The 24,252-nt window shown below is 71.7% G+C and carries 19 protein-coding genes, 1 tRNA gene and 1 pseudogene; 7 read left to right on the top strand and 14 right to left on the bottom strand.

All coding sequences use genetic code 11. The features are described from left to right. Window positions 1-52 precede the first annotated feature (52 nt). Window positions 53-1,219 carry a S1C family serine protease gene (locus WMF22_RS22755; RefSeq protein ID WP_437301164.1) on the bottom strand — a complete coding sequence of 389 codons (1,167 nt, stop codon included), beginning with the start codon at window positions 1,217-1,219 and terminating at the stop codon, window positions 53-55. Between the two features lie 217 nt (window positions 1,220-1,436). Here WMF22_RS22755 and serA point away from each other — a divergent pair, with 217 nt between their 5' ends. Both serA and WMF22_RS22745 read left to right on the top strand, forming a co-directional pair. Further along, complete coding sequence (serA, locus tag WMF22_RS22750; protein ID WP_437301163.1) at window positions 1,437-2,696, top strand: phosphoglycerate dehydrogenase; 1,260 nt, start codon at window positions 1,437-1,439, stop codon at window positions 2,694-2,696. A gap of 66 nt (window positions 2,697-2,762) precedes the next feature. Then, the gene (locus WMF22_RS22745) at window positions 2,763-3,788 is read left to right on the top strand and encodes a LacI family DNA-binding transcriptional regulator (RefSeq protein WP_437301162.1); all 1,026 of its coding nucleotides are present in this window, start codon (window positions 2,763-2,765) and stop codon (window positions 3,786-3,788) included. 206 nt (window positions 3,789-3,994) lie between these two features. On the opposite strand, the gene WMF22_RS22740 is transcribed toward WMF22_RS22745, so the two are convergent. The 4 genes from WMF22_RS22740 to WMF22_RS22725 all read right to left on the bottom strand — a co-directional run bounded on the left by WMF22_RS22740 (window position 3,995) and on the right by WMF22_RS22725 (window position 8,807). Further along, the gene (locus WMF22_RS22740; protein WP_438037012.1) at window positions 3,995-5,230 is read right to left on the bottom strand and encodes an MFS transporter; all 1,236 of its coding nucleotides are present in this window, start codon (window positions 5,228-5,230) and stop codon (window positions 3,995-3,997) included. A 128-nt stretch (window positions 5,231-5,358) separates the two neighbouring features. Beyond that, on the bottom strand, window positions 5,359-6,231 hold the full coding sequence (locus WMF22_RS22735) for an alpha/beta fold hydrolase (protein ID WP_438037011.1): 873 nt from the start codon (window positions 6,229-6,231) through the stop codon (window positions 5,359-5,361). 141 nt (window positions 6,232-6,372) lie between these two features. Beyond that, window positions 6,373-7,779: an FAD-binding oxidoreductase gene (locus tag WMF22_RS22730; protein ID WP_438037010.1), complete on the bottom strand. Its 1,407-nt coding sequence runs from the start codon at window positions 7,777-7,779 to the stop codon at window positions 6,373-6,375. Between the two features lie 116 nt (window positions 7,780-7,895). Then, a complete protein-coding gene (locus tag WMF22_RS22725; RefSeq protein WP_438037009.1) occupies window positions 7,896-8,807 on the bottom strand; it encodes a hypothetical protein in 912 nt (303 codons plus the stop codon). Between WMF22_RS22725 and WMF22_RS22720 the strand changes: the two genes are divergently transcribed. The 4 genes from WMF22_RS22720 to WMF22_RS22705 all read left to right on the top strand — a co-directional run bounded on the left by WMF22_RS22720 (window position 8,806) and on the right by WMF22_RS22705 (window position 13,242). Further along, window positions 8,806-9,762 (top strand): DUF3396 domain-containing protein, encoded by a 957-nt coding sequence (locus tag WMF22_RS22720; RefSeq protein WP_438037008.1) that lies wholly within the window; start codon window positions 8,806-8,808, stop codon window positions 9,760-9,762. The two genes, WMF22_RS22725 and WMF22_RS22720, sit on opposite strands and share 2 nt — an antisense overlap. A 103-nt stretch (window positions 9,763-9,865) precedes the next feature. Further along, a complete protein-coding gene (locus tag WMF22_RS22715) occupies window positions 9,866-10,948 on the top strand; it encodes an alpha/beta hydrolase (RefSeq protein WP_438037007.1) in 1,083 nt (360 codons plus the stop codon). A gap of 579 nt (window positions 10,949-11,527) precedes the next feature. Further along, window positions 11,528-11,944 carry a hypothetical protein gene (locus WMF22_RS22710; protein WP_438037006.1) on the top strand — a complete coding sequence of 139 codons (417 nt, stop codon included), beginning with the start codon at window positions 11,528-11,530 and terminating at the stop codon, window positions 11,942-11,944. Between the two features lie 473 nt (window positions 11,945-12,417). After that, entirely contained in the window at window positions 12,418-13,242 is an 825-nt protein-coding gene (locus WMF22_RS22705; protein ID WP_437301154.1) for a CBS domain-containing protein, read from the top strand. A 23-nt stretch (window positions 13,243-13,265) separates the two neighbouring features. Here the strand turns inward: WMF22_RS22705 and WMF22_RS22700 are convergent, their stop codons facing one another. The 3 genes from WMF22_RS22700 to WMF22_RS22690 form a co-directional block, all read right to left on the bottom strand. Continuing rightward, complete coding sequence (locus WMF22_RS22700) at window positions 13,266-15,077, bottom strand: hypothetical protein (RefSeq protein ID WP_438037005.1); 1,812 nt, start codon at window positions 15,075-15,077, stop codon at window positions 13,266-13,268. 125 nt (window positions 15,078-15,202) lie between these two features. Continuing rightward, the gene (locus WMF22_RS22695; RefSeq protein ID WP_438037004.1) at window positions 15,203-16,273 is read right to left on the bottom strand and encodes an HmuY family protein; all 1,071 of its coding nucleotides are present in this window, start codon (window positions 16,271-16,273) and stop codon (window positions 15,203-15,205) included. After that, on the bottom strand, window positions 16,270-18,168 hold the full coding sequence (locus WMF22_RS22690) for a TonB-dependent receptor plug domain-containing protein (protein WP_438037003.1): 1,899 nt from the start codon (window positions 18,166-18,168) through the stop codon (window positions 16,270-16,272). Before WMF22_RS22690 ends, WMF22_RS22695 begins: the two co-directional genes overlap by 4 nt. Window positions 18,169-18,879: 711 nt before the next feature. Between WMF22_RS22690 and WMF22_RS22685 the strand changes: the two genes are divergently transcribed. Then, window positions 18,880-18,954: transfer RNA gene (locus WMF22_RS22685), tRNA-Glu, on the top strand. Between the two features lie 188 nt (window positions 18,955-19,142). Here WMF22_RS22685 and WMF22_RS22680 read toward each other — a convergent pair. The 6 genes and pseudogenes from WMF22_RS22680 to WMF22_RS22655 form a co-directional block, all read right to left on the bottom strand. Then, a pseudogene (locus tag WMF22_RS22680) lies at window positions 19,143-20,003 on the bottom strand (tyrosine-type recombinase/integrase); the annotation flags it as partial. A gap of 210 nt (window positions 20,004-20,213) precedes the next feature. Then, window positions 20,214-20,915, bottom strand: coding sequence for a helix-turn-helix domain-containing protein (locus WMF22_RS22675; RefSeq protein ID WP_438037002.1), 702 nt, complete (start codon window positions 20,913-20,915; stop codon window positions 20,214-20,216). Beyond that, window positions 20,912-21,616 (bottom strand): recombinase family protein, encoded by a 705-nt coding sequence (locus WMF22_RS22670; RefSeq protein WP_438037001.1) that lies wholly within the window; start codon window positions 21,614-21,616, stop codon window positions 20,912-20,914. Before WMF22_RS22670 ends, WMF22_RS22675 begins: the two co-directional genes overlap by 4 nt. A gap of 31 nt (window positions 21,617-21,647) precedes the next feature. Beyond that, a complete protein-coding gene (locus WMF22_RS22665) occupies window positions 21,648-22,196 on the bottom strand; it encodes a hypothetical protein (protein WP_438037000.1) in 549 nt (182 codons plus the stop codon). A gap of 1,405 nt (window positions 22,197-23,601) precedes the next feature. Then, entirely contained in the window at window positions 23,602-24,021 is a 420-nt protein-coding gene (locus WMF22_RS22660) for a hypothetical protein (protein WP_438036999.1), read from the bottom strand. After that, window positions 24,018-24,218 carry a ribbon-helix-helix domain-containing protein gene (locus WMF22_RS22655; RefSeq protein WP_438036998.1) on the bottom strand — a complete coding sequence of 67 codons (201 nt, stop codon included), beginning with the start codon at window positions 24,216-24,218 and terminating at the stop codon, window positions 24,018-24,020. The genes WMF22_RS22660 and WMF22_RS22655 overlap by 4 nt, the downstream gene beginning before the upstream one ends. Window positions 24,219-24,252: the final 34 nt, after the last annotated feature.

The following is a 24,252-nucleotide window of genomic DNA, read 5'->3' as shown; positions in this document are numbered from 1 at the left end:
GCGAGCTCCGCCGGCGCCTGGATAACTCGGGGACGGGGCGGGGAAGGGCGGCTCAGCCGAGGAGCTCGACCGCGACCTCGATGGTGGCCTTCTCGCCGCTCGGGCCGCGGAGCACGTCGACCTTCACCTTGTCGCCCGGCTTCTTGCCGTCGAGCGCCTGGTACAGCCCGTCGTAGTCCGTGACGGGCGTGCCGTCGATCCCGACGATGACGTCGCCCAGGACGAGCCCGCGGTCGCCCTCGGAGAGGCCGCGCATGCCCGCCTTGTCGGCGGGGCCGCCCGGGACGACGGTCATGATGATGAGGCCGCGGATGCCGTTGCGCCGCTCGAGGCGGCGGGACTGATCGAGCTGGATGCCGAGGCCGACCTGCTCGGCCTTCCCGGTCCGGATGATCTGCGGGACGATCCGCGCGATCGTCGTCGACGGCACGGCGAAGCCGATGCCGGCGGAGCTGCCGCTCTTCGAGAAGATCATCGTGTTCATCCCGATGAGGTGCCCGCTCGAGTCGAGCAGCGGGCCGCCGGAGTTGCCGGGGTTGATCGCGGCGTCCGTCTGGATCATGTCGCGGATGGTGACCTCGCCCACGCCCTGGACCTGGCGGCCGAGCGCGCTGATGATGCCGGTCGTCAGCGTGTGATCGAGGCCGAACGGGTTGCCGATCGCGATCGCCTTCTGCCCGACCTCGAGCGGCTCGCGCAGGGGCGCGACCTGGATCGGCTTCAGCATGTCCTTGGGGGCGTCGATCCTGATGACCGCGATGTCCTTGCGCGGCTCGACGCCGACGAGCTTCGCCGGGAACGTCTTCTCCCCCTGGAGCCGGACGACGAGCGACTGCGCTCCGGCCACGACGTGGTAGTTCGTGACGATGTGCCCGTCGGCGTCCCAGACGAAGCCCGAGCCCGAGCCCGCGGGCACCTCGACGGCCGTCCCCCAGAAGCGGTCCACCACGAGCCGCTGCTGCGTCACGAACACCGTCGAGGGCGCGACGTCGCGGAACACGGCGATCGAGTTGCGCTCGTCCTCGATGAGCGCGCCCTTCGAGGGCGGGACGGGCGGCGGCGTCGTGTCGATCGTCGCCGACGCCGCCGGCGCGTCGGGGACCTTCGTCGCGTCGGGCGACGGGCCGCTGGGGCCGGGCTTCCCCTTGCATCCGGCGGAGGCGGCGAGCGCGGCGACGACGAGGACGGCAGGGAGTCGAGCGTGGCTGCGGTGGCGCATGCGGCGCAATCTAGCTTGCTATCGGCAAGGCGTCTCCCCCGCGGCGCGCCGTCGGCCTGCGCGGTGGCGCGGCAGTCTGCCGCGCGCAACGAATGCGCGCGAACCGACGCGTGAACCGACGCGCAGGACGGCCGCGCTCCGGCGTCGGCGCACGTCGGCGTCGGAGCCGATCCTGGGATGCAAAAGGGCGAAGTTGCGGTAGAGGTGGCCTTGACGGATGAAGCCCATGACGCCCTCAGCAACGAAATTCCAGACGACCCCCCCTGTCGCGAAGGAGCCCGTCAAGGTGCTCCTGCTCGAGAACATCCATCAGAGCGCGCACGAGCTGTTCCGGTCGCGATCGTTCGAGATCGAGACGCGGAGCTCCGCGCTGAAGGAAGACGAGCTCATCGCCGCGCTCGCTGGCGTGGACATGCTCGGCATCCGGAGCAAGACGCACGTCACCGCGCGCGTGCTGGAGAAGGCGGACAAGCTGCTCTCCATCGGGTGCTTCTGCATCGGCACGAACCAGGTCGACCTCGACGCGGCGAACCGGCGCGGGGTGCCGGTGTTCAACGCGCCGTTCAGCAACACGCGCAGCGTCGCCGAGATGATCATCGCCGAGTCCATCATGCTGGCCCGGCAGCTCGGGGACAGGTCGCGCGAGGTGCACGCGGGCACCTGGAAGAAGGTCTCGAAGGCCTGCTACGAGATCCGCGGCAAGACCATCGGCCTCATCGGCTACGGCCACATCGGCCAGCAGCTCGGCGTGCTCGCCGAGGCGATGGGGATGCGCGTGGTCTACTTCGACATCGCCCAGAAGCTGCCGATGGGCAACAACCGCGCGCTGCCGACGCTGGAGGCGCTGCTCGCCGAGTCGGATTTCGTCTCGCTCCACGTGCCGGCCACGCCGGAGACGCGGAACATGATCGGCGCCGCCGAGCTCGCGCACATGCGCAAGGGCGCGTACCTGCTCAACGCGAGCCGCGGTTCGGTCGTCGTGATCCCGGCGCTGGCCGAGGCGCTGAAGAGCGGCCACCTCGCGGGCGCGGCGATCGACGTCTACCCGGAGGAGCCGGAGTCGAACTCTGACGGCTTCCTGACCGAGCTGCAGAAGCTCCCGAACGTGATCCTGACGCCGCACATCGGCGGCTCGACCGAGGAGGCGCAGGAGGCGATCGGCCGCGAGGTGTCGCGCGCGCTGACGCAGCTCGTGACCACCGGGGCGACGACGGGCGCGGTGAACTTCCCGAACGTCGAGCTCCCGCCGCTCAAGGCCACGCACCGCATCCTCAACGTCCACCGCAACGTGCCCGGCGTGCTCCGCGACGTGAACCGCATCGTGTCGGACGTGAACGCCAACATCGACAGCCAGGTCCTGTCGACCGACGCCAACATCGGTTACCTCATCATGGACCTGTCGCAGGACGTGTCCGCCGAGGTGAGCCGGCGTATCGGGGCGCTGGAGACGAGCATCCGCACCCGCGTGCTCTACTGAAGCCGCGCCGGGCCGGGGCGCCGCCGCGCCCCGGCCGGAGTCCCCGGCCCCGAGAGGTGCCCCGCCTTGTCGCCACCGTTCACGATCCAGCCGGGGCCGCGGCCGCAGATCCGGATCGAGGAGGTCGCCAAGCGCGCTCGCGTCTCGCCCGCGACCGTCAGCCGCGTGGTGAACGGCAGGGGCAAGTACAGCGCGGAGACCCGGGAGCGCGTGCTGGCCGCGATCGACGAGCTCGGCTACGTGCCGAACACCGCCGCCAGGAGCCTCGCGCAGGGGAAGACGGGCGTCCTCGGCCTGCTCCTGCCGAACGCCAGCACCGAGTTCATCTCCAGCCTCGTGCGGGCCATCGCCGCCTCGGCGGCCGAGGCGGGTTATGACGTGCTGCTCTCCGTGAGGCCGGAGGCGCCGGCGCGGCGCCTCGTCGGGCGGCACAACACGGACGGGGTGCTGATCTTCGGCCACTACGTCCACGAGGCCGATCTCCAGCAGCTGGTCCACCAGAAGTGCCCGGCGGTGCTCATGTACCAGTCGTCGCCCGCGGACGCCCCGCTGCCCAGCGTGATCATCAAGAACGCCTCCGGCGCGCGCGCCATCGTGGGGCACCTGATCGAGGCGCACGCCCGGCGCCGGATCGCCTTCCTCCACGGCGTCCCCGAGAGCGAGGACTCGACGACGCGCGCGGAGGGGTACCGGGAGGCGCTGGCCGAGCACGGCATCGCCGTGGATCCGCGCCTGATGCGCCGCGGCTTCGACGCGCGGGAGGCGCGGGCCGCGACGCTCGCGTGGGTGCGCGAGGGGGCCGACCTCGACGCGATCTTCGCGTGGTGCGACCACGCCGCGGCCGGCGCGATGGAGGCGCTGCGCGCCGCGGGCAAGCGCGTGCCCGTGGAGGTCTCCGTCGTCGGCTTCGACGACGCGCCGTCGGCGCGCCACCTCGAGCCCGCGCTCACGACCGTCCGCGCGCCGACGGACGGGGTGGGCTACCGCGCGGTGCAGGCGCTGGTGGACCTCATCCAGACGGGCAGGGCCGAGCGGAGGATCGAGCTGCCGACAGAGCTGATCGTCCGGCGGTCGTGCGGCTGCGATCTCTGAACCCGACGAGGATCCGCGATCGGTCGATCGAATTTTCGGAGAGATTCACAAGGAGGCGGGGAGACGGGGAGTAAAGCCCCATCGATCTCCCCGTCTCCCCGCCTCCCTGTTCAATTTCTTTTTCTCGCTAAAATGCCAATAAAACGAGGGGATTTGGCAGGCTTCGACGTCGAGCGCCGCGATGGACCCCGCCGCGGGGACAGCGCTCATTCATTCCAGACCGGGACGCTGACGCGCTCTCCGGCGCTGCGCCGCGCGGCCGGATCGTCGCCCGCGAAGACGACGGTGAACACGACGAACGCGGCCCACAGCGCCGCGAGGTGGTAGATCATCGCGACGCCGCCCGCGGCCTGGTAAATGGCGCTCGACGCCGGAGGGCCGAGGAGCATCCCGGCGGCGTAGAAGACGTTGTAGAGCGAGTTCGCGCGGCTGTAGTCGCGCGGCGCGGTGACGACGCCCTGGAGCGCCAGGCTGAGCGGCGATATCGACGCGAGCGTCGCCCCCGCGACGAACACGGCCACGCACATCGCGTCGTGACGATCGAGGTACACGAAGCCGAGGATCATCAGCGTGCCGATCGTGCCGAGCACGCGCATGAGCAGGAGGTGGCCGCGGCGGTCGCCGATCCGGCCAAAGACGTTGGTGAAGAGGAGCATGCCCACCGCGAAGTAGGCGGGGATCTGGATCGTCTGATCGCGCGTGACCCCCTTCTCCGCCATCAGGTAGAGCGGGAGGAACAGCACGACCGACGCCTGGAAATAGCCGTAGGCGAAGGTCGCGAAGCACGCGGTCTTGATGCGCGCGAGGATCGAGGCGGAGGACGCCGAGGGCTCCGCCCCGCTCGCCGCGCCGGCCTTCCCGTGGGCCTCGGACATGCCCGGCAGGTCGCGGTCGAGGCGCGCGAGCACGAGGACGGCCGAGATCAGCGAGATCACGCACGAGAGGAGGAACGCCGCGGGCATCGAGGAGAGCGCGACGATGTGCGGCGCGCAGAGCGGCCCGAGGACGTAGCCGAGCGCCATCGAGACGGCGTAGAGGCTCGTGACGAACGCCTTGTTGTCCTTGTCCGACCGGGCGAGCAGGATCGTCTCGCAGCTCACCCAGATGCCGACCGAGCAGGCCCCGTCGAGGAAGCGCACAGCGGCGATGGCGGCGAAGCTCGGCAGGAAGGGGAAGGCGCCGACCGCCCCCGCGTACCCGACCAGCGCGAGCACCAGCGTGGCCTTCGCCGAGAACCGGCGGATGAGCGTGTCCATCGGCAGCGAGAGCAGGACGATGCCGAGCGCGAAGCACGACGCGAGCAGGCCGATGTCGGTCTTGGTGAACCCGCGCGCATCGAGGAAGACGGCCGTGAGCGAGATGGCGATGCCGTACGCGAGGCCGAGGAGGAATATCGCGCCAAAGACGAGCCAGATGTTGCGATCAGGGATGCGGCGGAGCATGAGCGCCCGCCAGGTTCGATCGGTCGCTCCGCCGTGTCAAACGGGTACGTGCGTCAGGAAACGCGCCTCGCCGGCGGTCGCGCCGCGCACGCCCGCGAGCGCCGCGCGGCCGCGGGGGCGCGAGGGCGTCAGCGCAGGAACTCGAGGAGGAGCTGATTGACCTTCTCCGGCCTGTCGTAATGCACGAAGTGGCTCGCGTCGGGGATGCGGGCGACTCGGGCGTTCGGGACCAGCCGCGGATCCGGCGCGGCGAGCTCGGAGCCGAGATAGCGATCGTGCTCGCCCCAGATCACCTGCACCGGGAGGTCGATGCGGGGCTGCCTACCGAGCTCGCCAAGGCCGCCCGGACGGAAGAGGGCCCGGTAGTAGTTGATCATCGCCGTGAGCGCGCCGGGCTGCGACCACGCCTTCACGTAATGGGCGACATCCTCGTCGCTCACCGCGCCCGGGCGCCGCGGGTCGTCCTTCACCGCCGCGCGGAGCCACGCGAAATCGTCCTTCTGCGCGGCGAGCTCCGGGAGCTTCGGGAGCTGGAAGAAGAACATGTACCAGCTCTTGCGGAGCTGCCGCGCCGTGCGGAACCCGGCGAACAGCCGCTCGGGGTGCGGGCAGTTGAGGACGACCAGCCGCTCGAGGAGCGCCGGATACCGCGCCGCGAACCCCCAGGCGACGCCGCCGCCCCAGTCGTGGCCGACCACCGCGGCGGCGCGCTCCGCGCCGGAAGCCTGGATCAGCGCGGCCACGTCCGCGGTGAGCTCGGCGATCGCGTACGCGGCGACGCCCTCGGGCTTGTCCGAGAGGTTGTAGCCGCGCATGTCGGGCGCGATCACGCGGTAACCCGCCTCGACGAGCGCGGGTATCTGGTGGCGCCACGAGTACCAGATCTCGGGAAAGCCGTGGAGGAGCACGACGAGCGGCCCTTCGCCCGCCTCGACGTAGTGGAGGCGCACGCCGCCGTGCTCGGTGAACCGGTGCGAGAGCTTGGATTCGTCGAGGGTCATCGTCTCTCCTTGTCTCCTTGCGCTGATTCCGTCGAACGGCCGCCGGCGCTCTGCCGCGCGGTCACGGGTTGAATCGCTGGTTGGTTGCACCATGGGGGTCCGGGGGCGCGGCGAGCGAGGCGAGGGGCGCGCGGGAGGCGCTCAGACGTCGATGATCTTGCCCGGGTTCATGAGGTTCAGCGGATCGAGCGCCCGCTTGATCGACCGCATGATCGCGAGCTCCTCGGCCGAGCGCGAGTAGGGCAGGTAATCCTTCTTGAGCAGGCCGATGCCGTGCTCGGCGGAGATGCTGCCGTGGTACTTCTTCACGAGCGAGAAGATGGCGTGATCCGCCTCGTGGGTGCGCTTCAGGAACTCCTCGCGCGTGAGGTCGTCGGGCTTCATCACGTTGATGTGGAGGTTGCCGTCGCCGATGTGGCCGAAGAGCGCGATCTCCCACCCTGGATAGCGGGCCTCGAAGAGGCGCTCGAGCTCGGAGCAGAAGCCCTCGAGCTCCTGGATGGGGAGGGACACGTCGTTCTTGTGCGGCAGCCCGGTCGCCGACAGGCTCTCGCTGATCCCTTCGCGGAGCGCCCAGAGCTCGGCGGCCTGCGCGCCGTGCTGCGCGAGCGTGCCGTCGGTGACGAGCTCGCGCTCGAACAGCGAGGTGATCCACGCCTCGAGCGCCTCGGGCTCGCCGCGCTCGACCTCGATGAGCACGTAGTAGTCCGACGGCGCGGAGAGCGGCACGCGCACGTTCCGGTGGCGGCGCAGGCGCGCCTGGCACTTCTCGGTGAAGAACTCGTAGGCCATCACCACGAACGGCCCCGTCCGGGCCTCGCGGAAGAGCGCGAGCACGCCGGCGAGGTCGGGCACCGCGAACAGGAACACGTTGAGCGCCTCGGGCACCCGCGTGAGCTTGAGCGTCGCCTCGGTGATGATGCCGAGCGTGCCCTCGCTGCCGATGAACAGCTGGCGCAGGTCGATCCCCGTGTTGTTCTTCTCGAGCGCGCCGTTCAGCTCGAGCATGGTTCCGCTCGCGGTGACGACGGTGAGCCCGAGGACCCACTGGCGCGTCAGGCCATAGCGGATGACCTTCACGCCGCCGGCGTTCGTGGCGATGTTGCCGCCGACCTGGCTCGACCCCTTCGAGGCGAAGTCGACAGGCCAGGTGAGGCCGTGCGGCGCGACGTGCTGGTGCACTGCCTCGGTGACCGCGCCCGCCTCGACGCGCACGGTCGCGCCGAGCACGTCGACGGGGCCCATCTTGCGCATCCGATCGAGCGACACGACGAGCTCGCCCCTGGCCGCCACGGCGCCGGCGGCGAGCCCCGTGCGGCCGCCGGAGGGCACGACCGGGACGCGGTGCTCGGAGCAGAGGCGGAGCAGCCGCGAGACCTCGTCGGTCGAGCGCGGGAGCGCGAGGGCCGAGGGCCTGGGCTCGTGGACCTTGGTCCAGTCGCGGCCGAACGTCGCGAGGTCGGCGGCGTCCGTCGAGAGGAAATCCGCGGGGAGCTCACGCTGGACGGCCTCGAGGAAGGGGCCGGGGAGGCCGGTAAGTGGGGTCATGGCTGGGTCGGTAGTGCGGCGCGGCGGCGAGGGCAAGCGGGCTGCGCGGTCCTGGCGGGTCAGCCGGCGCCCCGGGATCTCGCCGCTGCTCTGTGGACCGCCGAGATGCGCGGAGATCAGCCGGGCCTCTGCATGGCCTTCAGGAGCTGCGCGGCGAACGCCGGATCCTTGGCCATCTTGCGGGTGCCAAAGCGCCTGAGCCGCAAGAGGCCGCCCTGCGGCAGATCGAGGCCGTCGAGCAGGCATGGGGTGCGGCGGCCTGTGCCAGCCAGCAAGCGCGCGTAGTCCTCGGCCCGGATGGGCCCGTTTCCACGCTCGATTCGCGCGACATAGTAGGCGGCGTCGTAGGCGTGCAGCAGATCCATCTCGCCCCGGCTCGTCGCCTCGTCGATGGCGGCGGCATACCGGCGATCGAGCGCTGTCCAATCGGCCTCGGTGAGCCGGCGGGCTTCGAGGATCTGCGCGCGCGAGCCCGGCTCTTGATCCATCTCCGCTGCGATCGCCGCGCACTCGTCGAGAGAGACATCGAGCGCGGGCTGCTCTGGCTCGCTGGCGGGCGCCTCCGGAGGCACGCTGGCAGCAGGAGGTGGCGTGGCGGGCGGTGAGGCCTCGAGCTCCGGCTCCGGCGGCGGTTCGCGAAACGGCGCGTCGCTCGCCTCGATCGGCGCGACGAGCGGCGGAGGCGGCAAGGGGGAGAGGACCGCGGCCGGCTGGAACGGAAGCGGGATCGGGCTGGGCAGGAGCGGCGCGATGACCGTGCCGGTGCCGTCCGTGAGCCCAAGCGGGGAGGTCTCCGCGGGATCGGCGCAGGCGACGGGCGCGGCGTGCGCCGGGGCGCGCGGCGCGTCGTGGACTTCTGCGGAACGTGATGCGTCCACGAAGAACGGCACCACCGGACCTTGGGGCGCCAGCGACACGGCCACGGTCCTTATCGCGTCCTCGTCGTCGTCGCTCGGCGGATACGTCTCAGCGCTGTTCGGCACGGCGCGGCTGGCCGCCCGCTCCGCCTCGGGCTCCTCCAGGGTCATGGACGACAGAGGTCGCGCCGTCCTGCAGATCGCGCTGCTCGCCACGATCTACTTCGAGCGCGGGCACAGCCTCGAGAAGCGCCGGGCCGTGGCGGCCTGCTTCGAGGAGTACCGCGCCATGGTGGGCGGCCATCTGCGGTGGGCTCACCCCGGGGCGAAAGGGTTCGACCGCCTCGACGGCCCCGCCACGCGCGACCCGGCGAAGTGGCTCGTGGATCCAGGCCTGAACGAAATGCGGGGCTGGGAGTTCCTCTGGCATGGCGGCGCAACCGACGAGGAGGCGAACCATTTCAGGATCGGCGCGCTGGGCTCGCGAAAGTGGGAGAGCGATAGGCATGGATCGCTCAGCTACTTCTCGTTCGCGCTGCCCATCACATGGTTCGCCGATCGTGAGGGTGGCTTCCCGAGCCTGCTCTTCCGTTTCTGTGAGAGGATCCAGCCCGTCCACGGCTATGGCGGTTTCGGCCTCGTCCAGTCCCCGAACCGCTTCCTCAACCAGCTGCACGAGAAGACGGTGTATGCGCTGGCGATGCGGCACCCGGGGCTGGAGATCGATTACCCGATCACGCACAGCCTGTGGCTGCGGGACGGCATCAAGGGCGTCAACTGGCTGACGATCCTCGGCGAGCGATGGCTCGCAGCGCTGGGAGGCCCGTCGGCGCTGGGGCAGGCGCTCGGCGGCACCGCCGAGCTGCGCGAACTGCAGGGCGGAGCCCTCGTCATGGCCGGCCCGCATCCGGAGCTCGGGGATACGAACCGGGCGCTGTACCCCGTCTCGTATGGGCCCGTGTCGAGGGCGCTGAAGCCGATCCGGGTGAAGACGCACCCGCGCGTCCACTCGATGGGGCCGTTCGGCAAGGAGGAGTTCGAGGCGTGGCTCGCTCGGCTCGATGGCGACCGGCAGGACGCGGGGCAGAGGAGCGGCGGGCACGGCACGAGCCTGCCCCCGCGGTGACCGCAGCGCGAGGCGGCGTTCACGCAGCCGTTGCCCGACGAACGCGGAGCCGGCGCCTCCCTCGTTGCGGCGCCGCGCCCGACAGGGCACCGTGACAGGAGGCATGGAGAAGGCACACGGCGTGGACGGGGACGCGGGCGCCCGCGGCGCGCTCGATGTCGTCATGGCTGGGGGCGTGCCTACGGCACGCGGCGGCTGGAGCCGTGACGGGCGCGCGGCTCTGCTCGCGGCGCTCGCCCTGACGCTGGCCACGTGCGACCGCGCCGCCGTCGGCGCCCCGCGCGATGGCAACGGCGCGGGCAGCGCCGGGGGCGCGGGTGCTGGCGAGCTTGGCGAGGATGGCGCCGCCCGTGCCAGCGTCGCGACCAGCAGCGGGGCTTCCGGCGGCGGCGGCGAGGGCGGCGGCAGCGAGGGCGGCACCGGTGGCGACGGCGAGGGCGGCACCGGTGGCGAGGATGCCGGCGCCGCCAGCAGCGAGGGCGGCGCGCCGAGCTGGCAGCCGGTCGAGACGGACTGGTGCTCGGCAGGGTGGATCGGCCTGGACGACCACACCTGCTTCCATGTGCCGGAGACCGCGCCTCGAGGCGCGCCGATCCTTTATGTGCTGCACGGGGCCATGGCGCCCGACTCGCTGCCCGTGGACCTCCAGGCCACCGCCGCGGAGGCCGCCGGGGCGCTCGGCGCCGTCGCCGTGTTCCCGCGCGGGAGACCCGGACTCTGCACCTGGGATCCGTCCGTGGAGACCTACCCCTGCTGGCCGACGCGCCGCGAGACCGTCGACGCCGCGGCGCCCGCCCTGCTCGAAGAGTGGATGCGCGCAGAGGCGCTGCTGGCGCGGATCCTCGGCGGTACGTTCGGCAGGCGTTATGTCATGGGATTCTCCAACGGCGGTTATTTCGCGAGCTACGTGGCGCTCGAAGGCCTCGTCGCCGTCGACGGCGCGGCGCTCGTCGGCGCGGGGCGCATGGTCATCGAGGAGCACCTGTTCTCCGAGGAGAGGCCGCCGATCTTCATCGCCGTCGGCGAGCTCGAGCTCGCCTCCACCATCGCGAGCGCCGAGAACCTCGCCGACGTGCTGACCCAGCACGGCTGGGAGCACGAGCTCGTTGTGCACCCGGGGCGCGGCCACGAGATCCACGCCGACGACTTCTCTCGAGCCTGGGAGACCTGGGTCGCCGCGCCCTGAGCTGCCGCGCGCCGCCGCCGCGCTCGCCCGGCGGAGGATCAAGCCGATTCGACAGGACCCCTGACGCTCGCGACGCGGGATGCCCGGAGCGTCCTTTTTGAGCACTCTTGCGTACACGAGCGCAGGGGAGATGGGCTGAGCGCGCCGGGCGGGGCGGGGCGGATCGCCTGAGGACGGCGAATGCATCTGCGGTGTTGTCGTTCCTTATCTCACGTTGTCGGCGCGGAGGCTCGACATCGTCGGAGACACCTCGTCGACGCGCGCTGCGCCGAGAAATCCGCAGCGCGCGAAAGGCGTGTTATTGCCGGAGCCGTCGCGTCGCGAGGGGCGCTCCCGGCGGGCGCCGAGTGTGCCTGGAAGCGCCTTCTCTGCGCAGTGATCCGGCGCGAGGGGACGCGCCGGATCACCGCGGGGTCGTGCGCTGTTTCGGAATGTCGGTTTGTCGTTGCCTCGCGCCCGCGGCGCGCACCCTCGGGCGGCAGGCTCTGCACACCAGCTCTCGGGCATGAGCGCTGCTCTCTCCGCAACCCGACTGGCGCGACGGTCTTGCAGACGTCGCGGGCCGGGCAAGGAGGAGAAATGGTCGAGCTGTTGAATACCAGGTTGATGTGCGTCGCGATGGCGATGGCGGCGCTGACCACCGGGTGCGCGGTGGGCGCGGGCGAGGCGGACGTCGACGAGAGTGATGCGGACGAGGCCGTGACGGTGGAGGAGGCCTCCCAGGCGCTGTGCGGGGCGCGGAGCTGCGGGGCCCCCGGGGGCTTCGAACAGGGCTGGGGCTGGCCCAACGGGACCTTCGGCTTCCCCAACGGGAACTGGAGCTTCCCGAGCTGCGGCAACGGGAGCTTCGTCGGCGGGAACCCCTGGAGTAACCCGGGCTGGAACAACTGGGGCAACTTCGGGAACAGGCCTTGCGGCTGGAACAGCCCCTGGAGCGGCTTCAGGGCGCCGTGCGGCAGGCCCGGCTGGGGCGGCGGCGGCTGCGGCAGGTTCTAGCCCGCTGGCCCGGAGTCCATCCGCGGCGACGACGGCGAGCGCGGGCCCTGGACCGGCGCGCGACAGGCCCTCCGAACACGAGGGACCCCTTGCGCGCCCGGCGCCCGAGCGGCGGGTCGTCTGATGTGTCGCCCGGGGGAGTGACCGGGGTGCTGGCCTCCAGGAGCTTCGCGCTTGCCGCAAGCGCCTGGAGGCCAGGCGCCCCGGGTCTCCGGATCGGCGACGGCCGTGCAGCTGACGGCCACGTTCCCGGGCCCCCACCTGTCGCATTTTAGGACATCGCCGCCTGGCACGCGCACCTGGGTCTGGCGGCTCAGCCGCTGCCCAGCCCGTTACACACCTCGGCGCAGATCACGCGCCGAGGCGCCGTGCCTGCGCTTGCGCCAGGCCTGGCAGCCCTCGTCGGATGGCGGATCGCTTCTTGCTCCATCCGGAGCGCGCCGGTGCGCCGGCGTCCTCGAGGAATGCCGGCCATGATGTCTTTTGCGACACCCGTCTCGCGTTACATGACCTGTGAAGTCATCGCGGCGTCCGACATGACGCCGCTGCCAGAGGTGCACCGCACGCTGGGCGAGCGCGCGATCTCCTGCGTTCCGATCCTGGACGCGGCGTCGCGCGCGATCGGCGTGCTGTCGCGCACCGACCTGCTCCGGCTCGGCAGGTTCGAGACGAAGACGAACAGCCGAGGGATGCTGCTCACCTTGCCCGATGTGCCCGCGCGCGCCGTCCTGCGCCCCGGGATCATCACCGTCGGGCGCGCGACGCTGGTCGTGCAGGCGGCGAGCGTGCTGCTGAAGCACCGTATCCATCGCGTGTTCGTCCGCGAGGACGAGGCCTTGACCGGCGTGTTCAGCACCAAGGATCTCCTGCTCTCCCTGGTCGAGGCGCGGGACCCGACGCCGATCGCCGGGCTCATGTCGGCGCCCGCGTACACGATCCCGCTCGACGCGCCGCTCGCGCTCGCCGCCGACCGGCTGACGACGGCGCAGGTGAGCGGGCTCGTCGTGGTGGATCCCGGCGGGTGGCCGGTGGGGATGTTCACGCAGACCGAGGCGCTGCTCGCGCACGGCGTGCTCTCCGATTCACCGGTCGAGGACGTGATGAGCCCGGCCATGGTCTGCCTCGACGTCCGGACGCCGCTCCACCGCGCCGCGGCCGCCGCGCACGCGGCGCAGGCGCGGCGCGTGCTCGTGGTGCAGGGGCGGCGGCTCCGCGGCGTGCTGACGGGGCTGGACTTCGCGCGCGCCGTCGCAGGGACGGGCGTGATCACCATGGCCGCGAGGTCCAGGGCGGGATAACGCCGGCCTCGGCGAACGCGGCCTCACCGCGCTGCGGCGCGGGCCGCCATCCGCTCGACGACCCCGTCGGCGCCGGCGGTCAGGCGCGCGGCGAGCGCGCGGGCCGCGGCGGGCGAGGCGGACGCGACCCCCTCGACGGCGCCGAGCCGCGCGCGGCGCGGGAGGCGGGGGTCCGCGGCGAGGGCCTGGAGCTCCGCGATCACGCGCGCCGGGGCGGAGGAACGCGTGGCGGCGCGGCCCGCCGCGGTGAGGGCGCGCGCCCTCACGTACGCCGGCGCGCCGGGATCGCGGCCGACGGCGAGCAGCCGATCGGCGTCGGCGCCGGCCGCGCGGAGCAGCTCGTCGAAATCCGCGCCACGGGCCGCGCTCTGGCCGCAGAAGTGCCCCGCGAGCAGCGCTGCGGCGTGCGGCGGGAGCGCGGCGGTGGAGGCGAGGCGGTCCGGCGCAAACGAGCGAGCACCCTCGCCCGGAGCCGGCGGCGCGATGGGCGCTCCGCTCGCCGGCGTGTCCGCGTCGGCCGGGAGCGGGACGGCCGCCCCGCCGCCCTGCTCGACGATCCCGCGGTAGAGCGCGCTCGCCCGCACGATCGCCGTCTGCTGCGGCGTCATCGTGCCCGAGAAGTCGCCCCCCGTCGGGAACATGAGATTCCCGAAATCCGGGCAGCGATCCATCTGCGACTCCACGTCGCCGCACCGCGAGGTGTCGTCCAGCGGGTCGCCGAAGTCAGCGTCGAACTCGGTGGTGTGGAACAGCCCGGCGAGGTGGCCGAGCTCATGGCGCAGGATGACGGTGTCGACCGAGGGCTCCTCGTAGAGCGTGACCACGATGCCGCTCAGGTGGGTGCCGTGCTCGACCGCGACCGAGGGCACGGCGGGCGTCACGCCGGACGCCTGCACGATGCTCCCCCCGAACGCCGTCACCGCGATCACGTTGAGGGCCGGACGGCCGGGGGCGCCGGCCGTCTGCTCGAGCAGGCCGGGGAGGAGCTCGTCGTCGACGAACTCCCACTCCGAGCCCAGGTGGTGGATGTTGATGCTGCCCACGCCGAGGCCCACGTACCCCTCGTACGCGGCGAGCAGCGCGCGCCGCATGTACTGCTCGGAGACCGCCTCTCCGGCGATGAAGGCGTTGATGTCGATCTTCCCGCCGTGAAAGCGCCCGTCGAGCGTCCGGCGGTGCCACACCGAGAGGCGCACCGGCTCTGCCAGGGGGCCGACTCCGCGGTTGCCGAGCTGGATCCAGTAGGTGCCTGGCGCGAGCGGCGCGGATGCGTCCGCGCCAGTCTGGGGGACGGCCGCCGTGCCGATGCCCTGGTTGAAGAAGGCGGCCATCGTGCCTGGGATGGTGTAGTCGGCCGCCAGCAGCCTGCCGTCGGGGCCGAGGATGCTCTCGATCCCGATCGGCTCGAAGCTCGGCGATGACGCCATGATCTCGGCGACGGCCGTGAAGCCCAGGGTGCCCGGCTGGACGAACACCGGGATGCCCTCGCCCATGCTGACGTTGTTGTGCTCTTCCTTGACGAGGGGCGGAATCGGTGGGGCCCCCCCCTCGCCGGTGCTGCCGCCTTGACCGGCCCCGGAGGCGTCTTGCGGAGCGGAGCTCGCGGTGTCTCCGGAGCTCCAGGAGCCGCCGGAGCCCCCGGAGCCGTCGGGCGGCGGCTCGAACCCGTCGACCACCACCCTGCCGCCGCAGGCGCCCGCGACGAGGGCCGCGAGCGCGCCCGCGGCGAGGAGAGCGCCTCCGCGCACCTGCGTTGCCCGGCGCTCACCGCCTGGTTTCCCGTCCACGCGAGACGGATCGATGGCGCTCGATGCCGGTGCAAGCGACGTTGACATAAGCATGCTCCTGCGTCGGCAAGGGCCCTCCCTCACCGCGCGCGCAGTATGCGCGGGCCCTCGCGCGGTGTCACGCGCTGCGCACGCCCGTGACCTCGGCGGGTGTGCGATGGCGCGCGCGGCGCTCATTCCACTTGCTTGACGCGCATTCTCACCCGACCTGGAGATGCTCCCGTCGCGCCCTCGAAGCGCTCGATGACGATCACGAAGCGCGACACGCCGTCCGCGCCCTGGACGAGCCACGCGGCGTCCTTGGCCGGCGCGGGGGGCGTCGCGCCGGGCTCGATCCACCGCCCCGTGAAGGCGGTCGCGATGTGGTCGCCGCGGTAGGGGACGGCGGGATCGGAGAGGGCCGCGTGGTCGGCCGCGTCGAACCGCGCCTGCTCCGACGCGGCGGTGCGCGCCTTGACCTCGGCGAGCTCTTCGGAGTCCGATGCATCTGCTTGGAGGTCGGCGGCGCGCGTGGTCCCGGGGCCGCCGAGCTCGCCGTTGACGCTGACGAGCGACCTTCGGAAGCAGACATTCCAATCCGTCGACGCGCGCGCCTCTTCGGGCGTGAGCATCAGCTGCCGGTCGCCCGCGAGGTCGAGGCAAGCGCTCGGCTCGGTCTCGGGCGCGTCGATGCCGCCCGCTGTCGCGTCGAGATCCTGGACGTCGACGGTCGGGCCGGAGCCGTCGGGGAGCACCTCGGCGTAGCGGAGCTGATAGAGCGCCGTGACCGGCGCCCCGTTCACCTCCCCGTAAAAGGAGGAGATCTGGAGCTTCCAGTACCTGCCCTCGTGCTCGATCGCGTGGACGTGGTAGCGGCTGAAGGCGACGTGCTCCTCGCCGTCGTAGGCGTACCAGCGCGAGAAGGCGCCGCCGGAGTCGTCCGTGAGCAGGAAGGGGGTGCTCGGCAGCTCACCCGCTCTGTAATCCTCGAGGCCGATCGGCAGCGCCCCACCTTCGCCGGGGCCGCTGAGGCCGCTGTTGGTGAAGACGTCGTAGCCGGAGAGCGCGAGATCCCAGTCGGTGGACGCCGCGCCGTCGCCTTCAACGAGCGCGATCTCCGGCGTGGCGAGGCGGAGGAAGACGCGGCCGGTGGCCGGCACGTCGACCTCGAGGAGCGCGCCGTCGTCCGTGGTCCCGGGGTCTCCGCCGTCGCCGCACGCCGGGGTGAGCAGGAGAAGCGCCGCCGCGACCGATCCTCTCGTCATGAGTCCTCCCACGGTAGATCGGCGCGGACGCCGACGTAAAACGTGCGCCCCTCGAGGGGCCGGTGATCGCCGCGGCGCTCAGGGTCCTTCTGCGCGCCAAGCAGGTTCCTGACGCCGAGATACGCTTGCGACGACGGCCAGAGCGGCCGCGCGAGCCGCGCGTCGAGCGTCGTGAACCCGGGGGCGTACAGGTCTCCCTCGGCGCGCGGGTCTCTCTCGACGAACGCGCCGCTGATGGTCCGGAGACGGGTGACGAGCTCGATCCGGAGCGGCAGAGCGGCGCGGAGCGACGCCTGCGCCGTGTGCGGCGGTTTGCCCGAGAGCGGCTGTCCGGGATCGGCGGTGTCGTCGCGTGTCCAGAGGTAGGCGTAGCCGGCCTCGACGCGGAGCCACGGCGTGGCCTGGAGCGTGGCCGAGAGATCGAGGCCCGCGGTGCGCGCCTCGGCGATGTTCGTGTAGGTGTACGTATCGACGCCGTCGGAGGAGCTGACGGGCTTCGGGTCGACGTCGATCAGGTTGTCGACCCAGTTCGAGAAGGCGCCCGCCCGCGCCGTGATCCCCTCTCGGGGGATCCACGTGACATCGCCGTTCACGCCCCAGGACGTCTCGGGGGCGAGCTCCGGGTTGCCCTCGAGGATGTAGCCGAGGCTCGAGTGGTCGAACGAGAAGCCGAGCTCCTTCGCGCTGGGGGCGCGGAATCCGCGCCCGCCGGAGACGCGCAGCGTGAGCGACGGCGAGGGCCTGTACGCGAGGGCGAGGCGTGGGGCGACGACGCCGCCGTAGCGGACGCGGAGCTCGCCGCGAATGCCGGGCATGACGGTGAGCTCGTCGGTGAGCTTCCACCCGAGCTGGCCGTAGAGCGCGGCGCTGCCGAGCCGGGTGCTGGGCACCTCGTCGTTCGGCGGGATCTCCTCGGTGCCGGAGGTGGTCACGTCGGTGATCTTGAGCACCTGGTCGAGCGTCTCCAGCTCGGCGCGCGCGCCGGCGACCCAGGTGCGCTTCCCGTCGGCCACGGTGGCGATCGCCTCGTAGCTCTGGAGCGTGCCCGAGCGCTCGCGCAGCTCCTCGTAGGGCGAGCCGCGCTGGTCGCGGCCGCTCGACCGGAAGGCCCATTGCTGGCCCGCGGCGAGGCGCAGGCTGGAGCCGCCGCCGAGGTCGAGCGTCTCGGCGAGGTGCAGGGTGATGCGGTCGGTCACCTCGGGGAGGTCGTAGAGGTAGACCCCCAGGACGGGCCGTTCCTTCTGCTCGACGCCGTCCTGCTCGTCGTGGATCCAGCGCGCGCGGAGCCGCAGGTCGATGCCCCTGCCGAGCGCGGCGCCGGCGCGCAGGCCGAGGAGGGTCTGGGAGCGCTCGGGCAGGGCGGTGGGGGCGTCGGCGCCGGCCTCGGGATGGGCGAGGTTCTCGGCGGGCTCGACGAGGGAGAGGCTGTCCTCCCGCTGGAACGAGGCGTCGGCGCTGAGCCAGGCGCGCTCGCCCCGGTAGGCGCCCGATCCATGGAAGAGGAGCCCGGCGCGGCTCCGGCCTTCGAGGCGGGCGCGGCCGCTCAGGCCCGGGTGCTCGGGGGGCGCGGAGAGCACGTTGACGACGCCGCCGATGGCGCTGGTGCCGTAGAGCGAGCTGGTCGGCCCGGTGACGAGCTCGATGCGGGAGACGTCGCCGAGCGGGAGCGACGAGAGGTCGATGGCGCCGCCGGCGTCGCCGATGACGCGCTCGCCGTCCTCGAGGACGAGGACGCGGTCGAGGTCGAAGCCCTGGATCTGGATGGCGCTCGGGTTGCCGAGCGCGCCGTAGGCGCTCGGGTTGACCTGGACGCCGAGCTCGCCGTCGAGCGCCTCACCGACGTTGGTGGCGCCGCGGCGCTCGGCCTCGTCGCGGGTGACGACGCGCGTGCGCACGGTGGCGCGCTGGCTGCTCTCGGGGGTGCGCGTGCCGGTGACGACGACCTCGAGGGGAGGCGGCGCGGGGGGCGAGGGGGGAGGCGATGGAGAGGGACGAGGCGACGCGGGAGAGGAAGGCGAAGGAGCGGGAAGAGGAGAAGGGGAAGGGGGCGCGGCTGACGGCTGCGCGGAAGGGAGCTGCGCGAGCGCAGGGCGCGAGAACGCGGCTGTGACGAGCGCCGGGAGCGGGCAGAAGGCGAGCAGCGCGGCGCGCGTCAGGCGCCGACGCCGGGGCACGGTCCTCCCTGGGACATCGGAACGGCAGGCTCGAGGCGCGGGGACGGCAGCATGGGGAGAGCTCGGCCTGTGCGGCGTTCGGTCGATGGGGTGAGGTGGGGTGGGGGATGGTCGCCCGATTCAGGGCGGTCGTCCAGCGGTTCGCGGGGCGGCGGGCGCGGTAGATGGCGCATGGCGCGCAGCGGGAGCAGCGAGGGAGCTCGCGTCGGGACGGAGGCTCGTGGCGGGCGAGCGGTGAGCGGCGATGCCGAGCGACCGACGCCTCGGCGGGAGGCCTGCGGCGCGCCACGAGAGGCCCCTCGGCCGGCGCGCGTCGCGGCTGCGGGGGGTCTCGGGGCGGGAGCGGGCCCGACGGCGGAAACCCCAACGGGCGACGCGAGTTGGGCTTGCATTGCTCGACGACGGACGGTAGGGTCCCGCGCCGAATCGCCGGTCCCCATCGTCTAGCCCGGCCCAGGACTCAGCCCTTTCAAGGCTGCTACGCGGGTTCGAATCCCGCTGGGGACGCTCCGCTTTCCGTAAGTATTTCCGCGCAGTAGGCCCCAGGTGGCCGGTCCCTCGGACGATTCGTCGGACGAAACCAGGAGCGCGGCAGGGAGCGGAGGGAACGGGTCGCCCACGGGGTGCATGAGGTTCTCGGCCTCGCGCACATAGCCCATGGTCGTTGCGATGTCCTCGTGGCCGGCGCGGCGCATGATCTTGATCGGCTCATCGCCGCGAAGGGCCATCCACGTGATGCCAGTCGCGCGGAGATCGTGGAAGGTGAGCTGTTTGCGGGTGGCGTCGTTGGCGAAGAGCTCGGCGCGCTCGATGCCGGCCCACCCGAGGTATTGCCGCAAGCGCACCGAGAGATCGCAGCTGGACGGCATGTTGATCACGCGGCCCCGGGATGCCTTTCCCTGCATCGCCAGGAGCAGCGGGAGCAGCGTGGGCTCGATGGGAATGCGGCGCGGGTTGTTGGTCTTCGTCTCCTTTACCTCTCCGGTCTCGGAGCGATCGACGGCTCGGTGGATGTGGATGAGGCGTCGATCGATGTCGACGTCTTCCCATTCGAGCGCTTCGAGCTCAGCGGCGCGCGTGTAGGTGTAGACCGAGAGCGCGAACAGCTGGCGCCAGCGGATCGGCACGCGGTCGCATGAGACCACGGCAAGGAACTCCGAGGGGAAGAGATAGCTCTTGCTCTTCTTCACCCCTTCATCCGGGCCGCGGACGCCGGCAGCGGGGTTGTCGTCGCGCACGCGCAGCGCCAGGACCTTGGAGCGGCAGGCATCATCGAAGAGCTTGGAGACGACCCCCCAAACGTTCTTGGCTGTCTTCCACGAGAGCTCTTTCGCGCGCACGCGGGCATCGAGGTCTTCCACGAAGCGCTCGAGATCCGACCGGCCGATCGCCGTGATGGCTGTCTCTCCGAGGGCCGGCAGTACCCACTTCCGGAGGCGCCCGCGATCGTCGCCCACTGAAGTGAGGCCGCGCTCATCGCGGGCCGCGCACCAGCGATCGGCGTAGGCGCGCAGGGGTTCGCCCGCGGGCGCGTCCGCCTCCGAAGCGGGTTGCATGGTGCCGTTCTCGACGCGGGCGAGCTCGGCCAGGCGCCGGGCGTGGTCGCGGGCGCGAGCTTCCGAGAGGCCAGACGGCAGGCAGACCCGCGGGCGCGAGCCATCGGCCAGCGTGAGACGCGCATCGTAGTGGTCGCCGTGGCGCTCGATCGTTCCGGTGCGAGGTCGGGGCATGCGTCGGTGTCTCCGTCAGGGCGCGGCAGGCGCGGTCTACTTCTGCTTCGCCTCCCACGCGCGCAGGGCGTGGGCGAGCGCTGCCACCTTCTCGGGGGGCAACGGCGGCTTCGTGGCGTTCTGCGTGTGAAAGCGGCTGATCTGAGACCGCTCGACACCGGAGAGCTTCGCGAGCTGGGCTTGGGTAAGGCCCCGCTCGAAACAGCGGGCCATGAGCTCGCGGACGTCGCTCTCGTTGCTCTCGCGAGCGGGAGAGCGCGCGGGCGGAGCCGCGGGCGCGGGGTCTGCGGCAGGCTGGCGCAGCGTCGAGATCAAGCCCTTGATGACCGACGACCGCGACACCTTGTCCGCGAGGCCGGGCGGCGCGACGGTGCGCTGGCGCTCGACCTCTGCATCCACGGTCTCGACCTCTCCCGGGGTGAGCCGGACGTGGACCATGACACCGGCGACGGTGCTGCGGTCTTCCTTCGGGGGGCGGCCCATGCGTGCCATGCTCTTGATCCTTTCCTTCACGGCTTCGTCGACCTCTCGACGCTCTTCTCCGGAGACGATGCGAACGATCGCGCAGAACCGCGGCCAGGGCTGCGCGAGCGCCCACGCGCGGAAAGCGCCGGGCGGGTCCGCGTGCTTCAGGATCTTCTGGCAGAGCTCGCGGGTCGCCGGGTCGGGGTTCGGCTCGGCCAGGGCATGCCGAACCGCTGCGCTACCCCATATCTTGCACGCGATGGAGAAACTCACTCTCTCGACCTCGCGAGCACCTTTCGCACGGTTTCAGCCGCCCAGCTACCGCCCCGCTTCGTCCGATACCCCTCGTCGGTCAGGGTCGCGGCGATCTCACGCAGGGAGAGGCCATCGGCGCGGAGCGCGAGGATCCGATCCACGGTCGCAGCCTCATCCTGCACGCGGGCGATGATGCGCCGGCCGTCCGCATCGGCCTCCCCGGTGTGAACCCACCCGAGCGCCGCTCCGCCGAGCCGCACGCCATCGGCGCGGAGCTGGGCCAGCGCGTCGCGCGTGCGCTCGGCGGTCGCTTCGCGCTCCCATTGCGAGACCGACGCGAGGACGTTCAGCACGAGGCGACCCGCGGCAGAGCGCGTGTCGATCGAATCGGCGACCGACAGGAGCGAGAAACGATCGGCGAAGTAGCCGGCGATCAACGTGTCGAGGTCGCGCACGCTGCGCGTGAGGCGATCGAGCTTCGCCACGAGCAGGGCGGAAGCCTGGCCAGCGTCGAGCATGCCGAGGGCACGTTGCAGGCCGGGGCGGTCGAGTGTCTTGGCGCTGACGCCGGGGTCTTCGATGATGTCCACGAGGTCGAGATCCATGGCGGTCGCGTAGGCTTCGAGCTTCGCCCGCTGCGCCGCGAGGCTCACGCCGCCGTCCGCCTGATGTTCGGTCGAGACCCGCACGTAACCGATCGCCCTCGTCCGCTCGCCCATATGTACATTATGTATCTCAATATGTATTCGGTCAAGGGGGATTGCGATCGAGCTCCGCCGACATCACCCACGACTGCGACGCGGGCGCGGGCACCTCCTCGCGGATCGTGCTCCACGCGACCGCGGCGGCGTCGCGTGCATGCTCGCTCGACCGGGCGGGCCAGCCGGCGACCCGCGCGCGGATGGCGGCCGCAAGCGCGGCGTCGCCTGCTCTGGCGCATCCCAGGGCCGAGCGCACCGCCTGGAGTGTCGCGGTGCGGACGATGAGCCCCCGCGCCGCCGCGAGGCCGGCGAGCTCGGCCCCGACCCATGACGCGCCACAGAGCTCGCTGGCCATGGCAGGACCGAACCGCGGGCGGGGGAAGACGCGGACGACCCGCTCGACGGCGACCAGCGCGGGGCAGTAGCGCGAGAGCAGCGCCCCCGCGGCGGCGCGCAGGGCCTCGATCCCGGGATCGCCGGCGAGGTCGACGGGAAGCACGCCGGAGCCGACGTGCCGCGCGCCTGCCGCGTCCACGTCGAGCGCTGCCCATCCCACGCGGGCGGCGCCAGGGTCGAACCCGAGCACGATGGTTTCCATCGGGAAAACCTCACGTCCCCCAGCACGCGGCATGCCGGCCCCGGCTGATTTACTCGCGGTAAATCAGCCGGGGCCGGCATGCCGCGTGCGGGGGACGTCGGAAGAACAATGTCCTAGCTGCGTCCTGTCAAGATATTTCTGCTCCCGCTCACGGCGCCGATGGGCTGCCTTTCGGCACTTGTTCGAGCACCATCGCGCGTGACGTCGCCTGTTCTCCGGCATCGATCGTTCGCACCGGGCGCACCGCGCGGACGCCTCCTCTGGGGGGAGGGACGCTTTCTGCTCGGAGGCGCTTTCGTCGGACTGCTGCCTTCTGAGGACTTCGAGAACGCTCGTCCAAGCAGCGGCGAACGGCCCTGAAGCGAACACGTCCGCGTCGAGGCGCCGACGGCCGTACTCGATCGGCCAGGGCTTGAACGCGTACCGGAGCACCTTCGGCACTTCACCAAAGAGCTCGAGAGACGATCCTTGCTGGTGCTCGCCCCAGCCCGTCACCTCTTTGAGGGTGCATGACGATGCGCGGGCGCCTGTCCGGCGGCACCACGTGCCGCGCGCCGCTGCGGCGTCGCACGTCAAGACGAGCCCGTGTAGATGCTCCGCTCCTTCTTTTCCACGGTCGATCACGAGGACCGCCCCCTCACCCGGGCGTGCCGCGATGAGGGAGGTGAATGGTGCGGCGTGGTCGCGCACATGCCGGTCATCGCGAACCGTGAGGGACGCGCTCGCAAGGGTAAGAGACTGCCCGCGGCATGCGAGCAGGATCGGCCAGAGCCGCACGAGGAGCTCCCAGGGGGCGGCGCCGTCATCCGCGTCTCCAGGGAAGTGCAGAGCGGGAGAGGTGTCATCGGGCGTAGAGAGGGGGAAGCAGAGGCCGCTATCAAGTAAGGCGACTGAGGGGTCACGGTCCGTACCGAGGCGTTGAGAGCCAGCGGATCCATGCGATGGGTGTAGGGCCAAAGACTCGACGAGATCCCGGGGATTTCGCTTGCCGAGGGCTGCAAGCTCGCTGCCCTCGTGTCCGGATGGGCCGGATGGCGAAGCGTCCCCCTGGCCGGCGAAAGCGTCCCCCCGGCCGGCGAAAGCGTCCCCCCGGCCGGCGAAAGCGTCCCCCTGGCCGGCGAAAGCGTCCCCCCGGCCGGCGAAAGCGTCCCCCCGGCCGGCGAAAGCGTCCCCCCGGCCGGCGAAAGCGTCCCCCTGGCCGGCGAAAGCGTCCCCCCGGCCGGCGAAAGCGTCCCCCCGGCCGGCGAAAGCGTCCCCCCGGCCGGCGAAAGCGTCCCCCGCGACAGCCGGCTCGCGGGTCGTGTCCCTGGGTGGCCAGGCGGTATCGCCCGCGAGCCGGAAGGCTTCAAGAGCGCCAGGGGGGCCTCCGGAGGGCCGTCCTCTGCTGCGGTCGCTACGCTGCACCTCAACGCCCGCGGGAGTGCTTCCGGTGACGTGCGGGTGCGGCGTCGTTCGCCGGCTGGAGCCGAACACCCGCCCTTTGGAGGCGGGCGCGATCGTCGTCCGCGTCGTCTACGGGCTTGCGTTCACGAGGTGCCGGCTTTCGGCTCTCGATCCAGCTCTCGACGTCGGTCCAGAGCGCGACGACCTCGCGCCGGCGTTTGAACGTGGCGAAGTCCCCGCGGCGATGGGCATCCAGAAATGCACGGGAGGAGCCGAGCGGGTTCGATTTCGCCGTTGCGTAGCGCGGCGTTGGCTGCGCGCTGATGCCGCGTGCCGCGAGCACCTCCACCAGCGCGCGCAGTGTGCGGGCGTGTGTGTCGAACGCATCCGCCTGTACGGACAACAGCGTCGCCACATCTACGGCGGTCACCGAGGCGTTCACTGCGTAGGCTCCGCCTTCGACTTCGCGCGTTCCATCTGCGCCAACCGAAGTCGAAGCCCCTGCTCTGCGATCCGGCACTGCGGGATCCCCGTTTCTTCGGAGACGACGCGGAGCCGTTCCCGAAGATCGGCAGGAAGGTTGAGATTCGCAGGAGTGCGGCCCGTCCTCGGCCGGCAAGCGGTGTGGTGCTGACCCATGCCCAAGATGGTGCACCCTCCACGGCAGCCACGG

Origin of the sequence: Sorangium sp. So ce204 (assembly GCF_051526795.1) — a bacterium.
GTDB lineage: Bacteria > Myxococcota_A > Polyangia > Polyangiales > Polyangiaceae > Sorangium > Sorangium cellulosum_B.
The sequence above is the reverse complement of the archived record's forward strand: the minus strand, read 5'-3'. Positions and strand labels throughout refer to the sequence as shown.

Excerpts from the sequence above, each read along its gene's own strand:
- WMF22_RS22725 (WP_438037009.1), bottom strand. The coding sequence starts at position 8,807 with ATGACCCTGGAGGAGCCCGAGGCGGAGCGGGCGGCCAGCCGCGCCGTG.
- WMF22_RS22755 (WP_437301164.1), bottom strand. The coding sequence starts at position 1,219 with ATGCGCCACCGCAGCCACGCTCGACTCCCTGCCGTCCTCGTCGTCGCC.
- WMF22_RS22700 (WP_438037005.1), bottom strand. The coding sequence starts at position 15,077 with ATGTCAACGTCGCTTGCACCGGCATCGAGCGCCATCGATCCGTCTCGC.
- WMF22_RS22735 (WP_438037011.1), bottom strand. The coding sequence starts at position 6,231 with ATGACCCTCGACGAATCCAAGCTCTCGCACCGGTTCACCGAGCACGGC.
- WMF22_RS22730 (WP_438037010.1), bottom strand. The coding sequence starts at position 7,779 with ATGACCCCACTTACCGGCCTCCCCGGCCCCTTCCTCGAGGCCGTCCAG.
- serA (WP_437301163.1), top strand. The coding sequence starts at position 1,437 with ATGAAGCCCATGACGCCCTCAGCAACGAAATTCCAGACGACCCCCCCT.
- WMF22_RS22695 (WP_438037004.1), bottom strand. The coding sequence starts at position 16,273 with ATGACGAGAGGATCGGTCGCGGCGGCGCTTCTCCTGCTCACCCCGGCG.
- WMF22_RS22715 (WP_438037007.1), top strand. The coding sequence starts at position 9,866 with ATGGAGAAGGCACACGGCGTGGACGGGGACGCGGGCGCCCGCGGCGCG.
- WMF22_RS22705 (WP_437301154.1), top strand. The coding sequence starts at position 12,418 with ATGATGTCTTTTGCGACACCCGTCTCGCGTTACATGACCTGTGAAGTC.
- WMF22_RS22720 (WP_438037008.1), top strand. The coding sequence starts at position 8,806 with ATGGACGACAGAGGTCGCGCCGTCCTGCAGATCGCGCTGCTCGCCACG.
- WMF22_RS22670 (WP_438037001.1), bottom strand. The coding sequence starts at position 21,616 with ATGGGCGAGCGGACGAGGGCGATCGGTTACGTGCGGGTCTCGACCGAA.
- WMF22_RS22740 (WP_438037012.1), bottom strand. The coding sequence starts at position 5,230 with ATGCTCCGCCGCATCCCTGATCGCAACATCTGGCTCGTCTTTGGCGCG.
- WMF22_RS22665 (WP_438037000.1), bottom strand. The coding sequence starts at position 22,196 with ATGGAAACCATCGTGCTCGGGTTCGACCCTGGCGCCGCCCGCGTGGGA.
- WMF22_RS22710 (WP_438037006.1), top strand. The coding sequence starts at position 11,528 with ATGGTCGAGCTGTTGAATACCAGGTTGATGTGCGTCGCGATGGCGATG.
- WMF22_RS22655 (WP_438036998.1), bottom strand. The coding sequence starts at position 24,218 with ATGGGTCAGCACCACACCGCTTGCCGGCCGAGGACGGGCCGCACTCCT.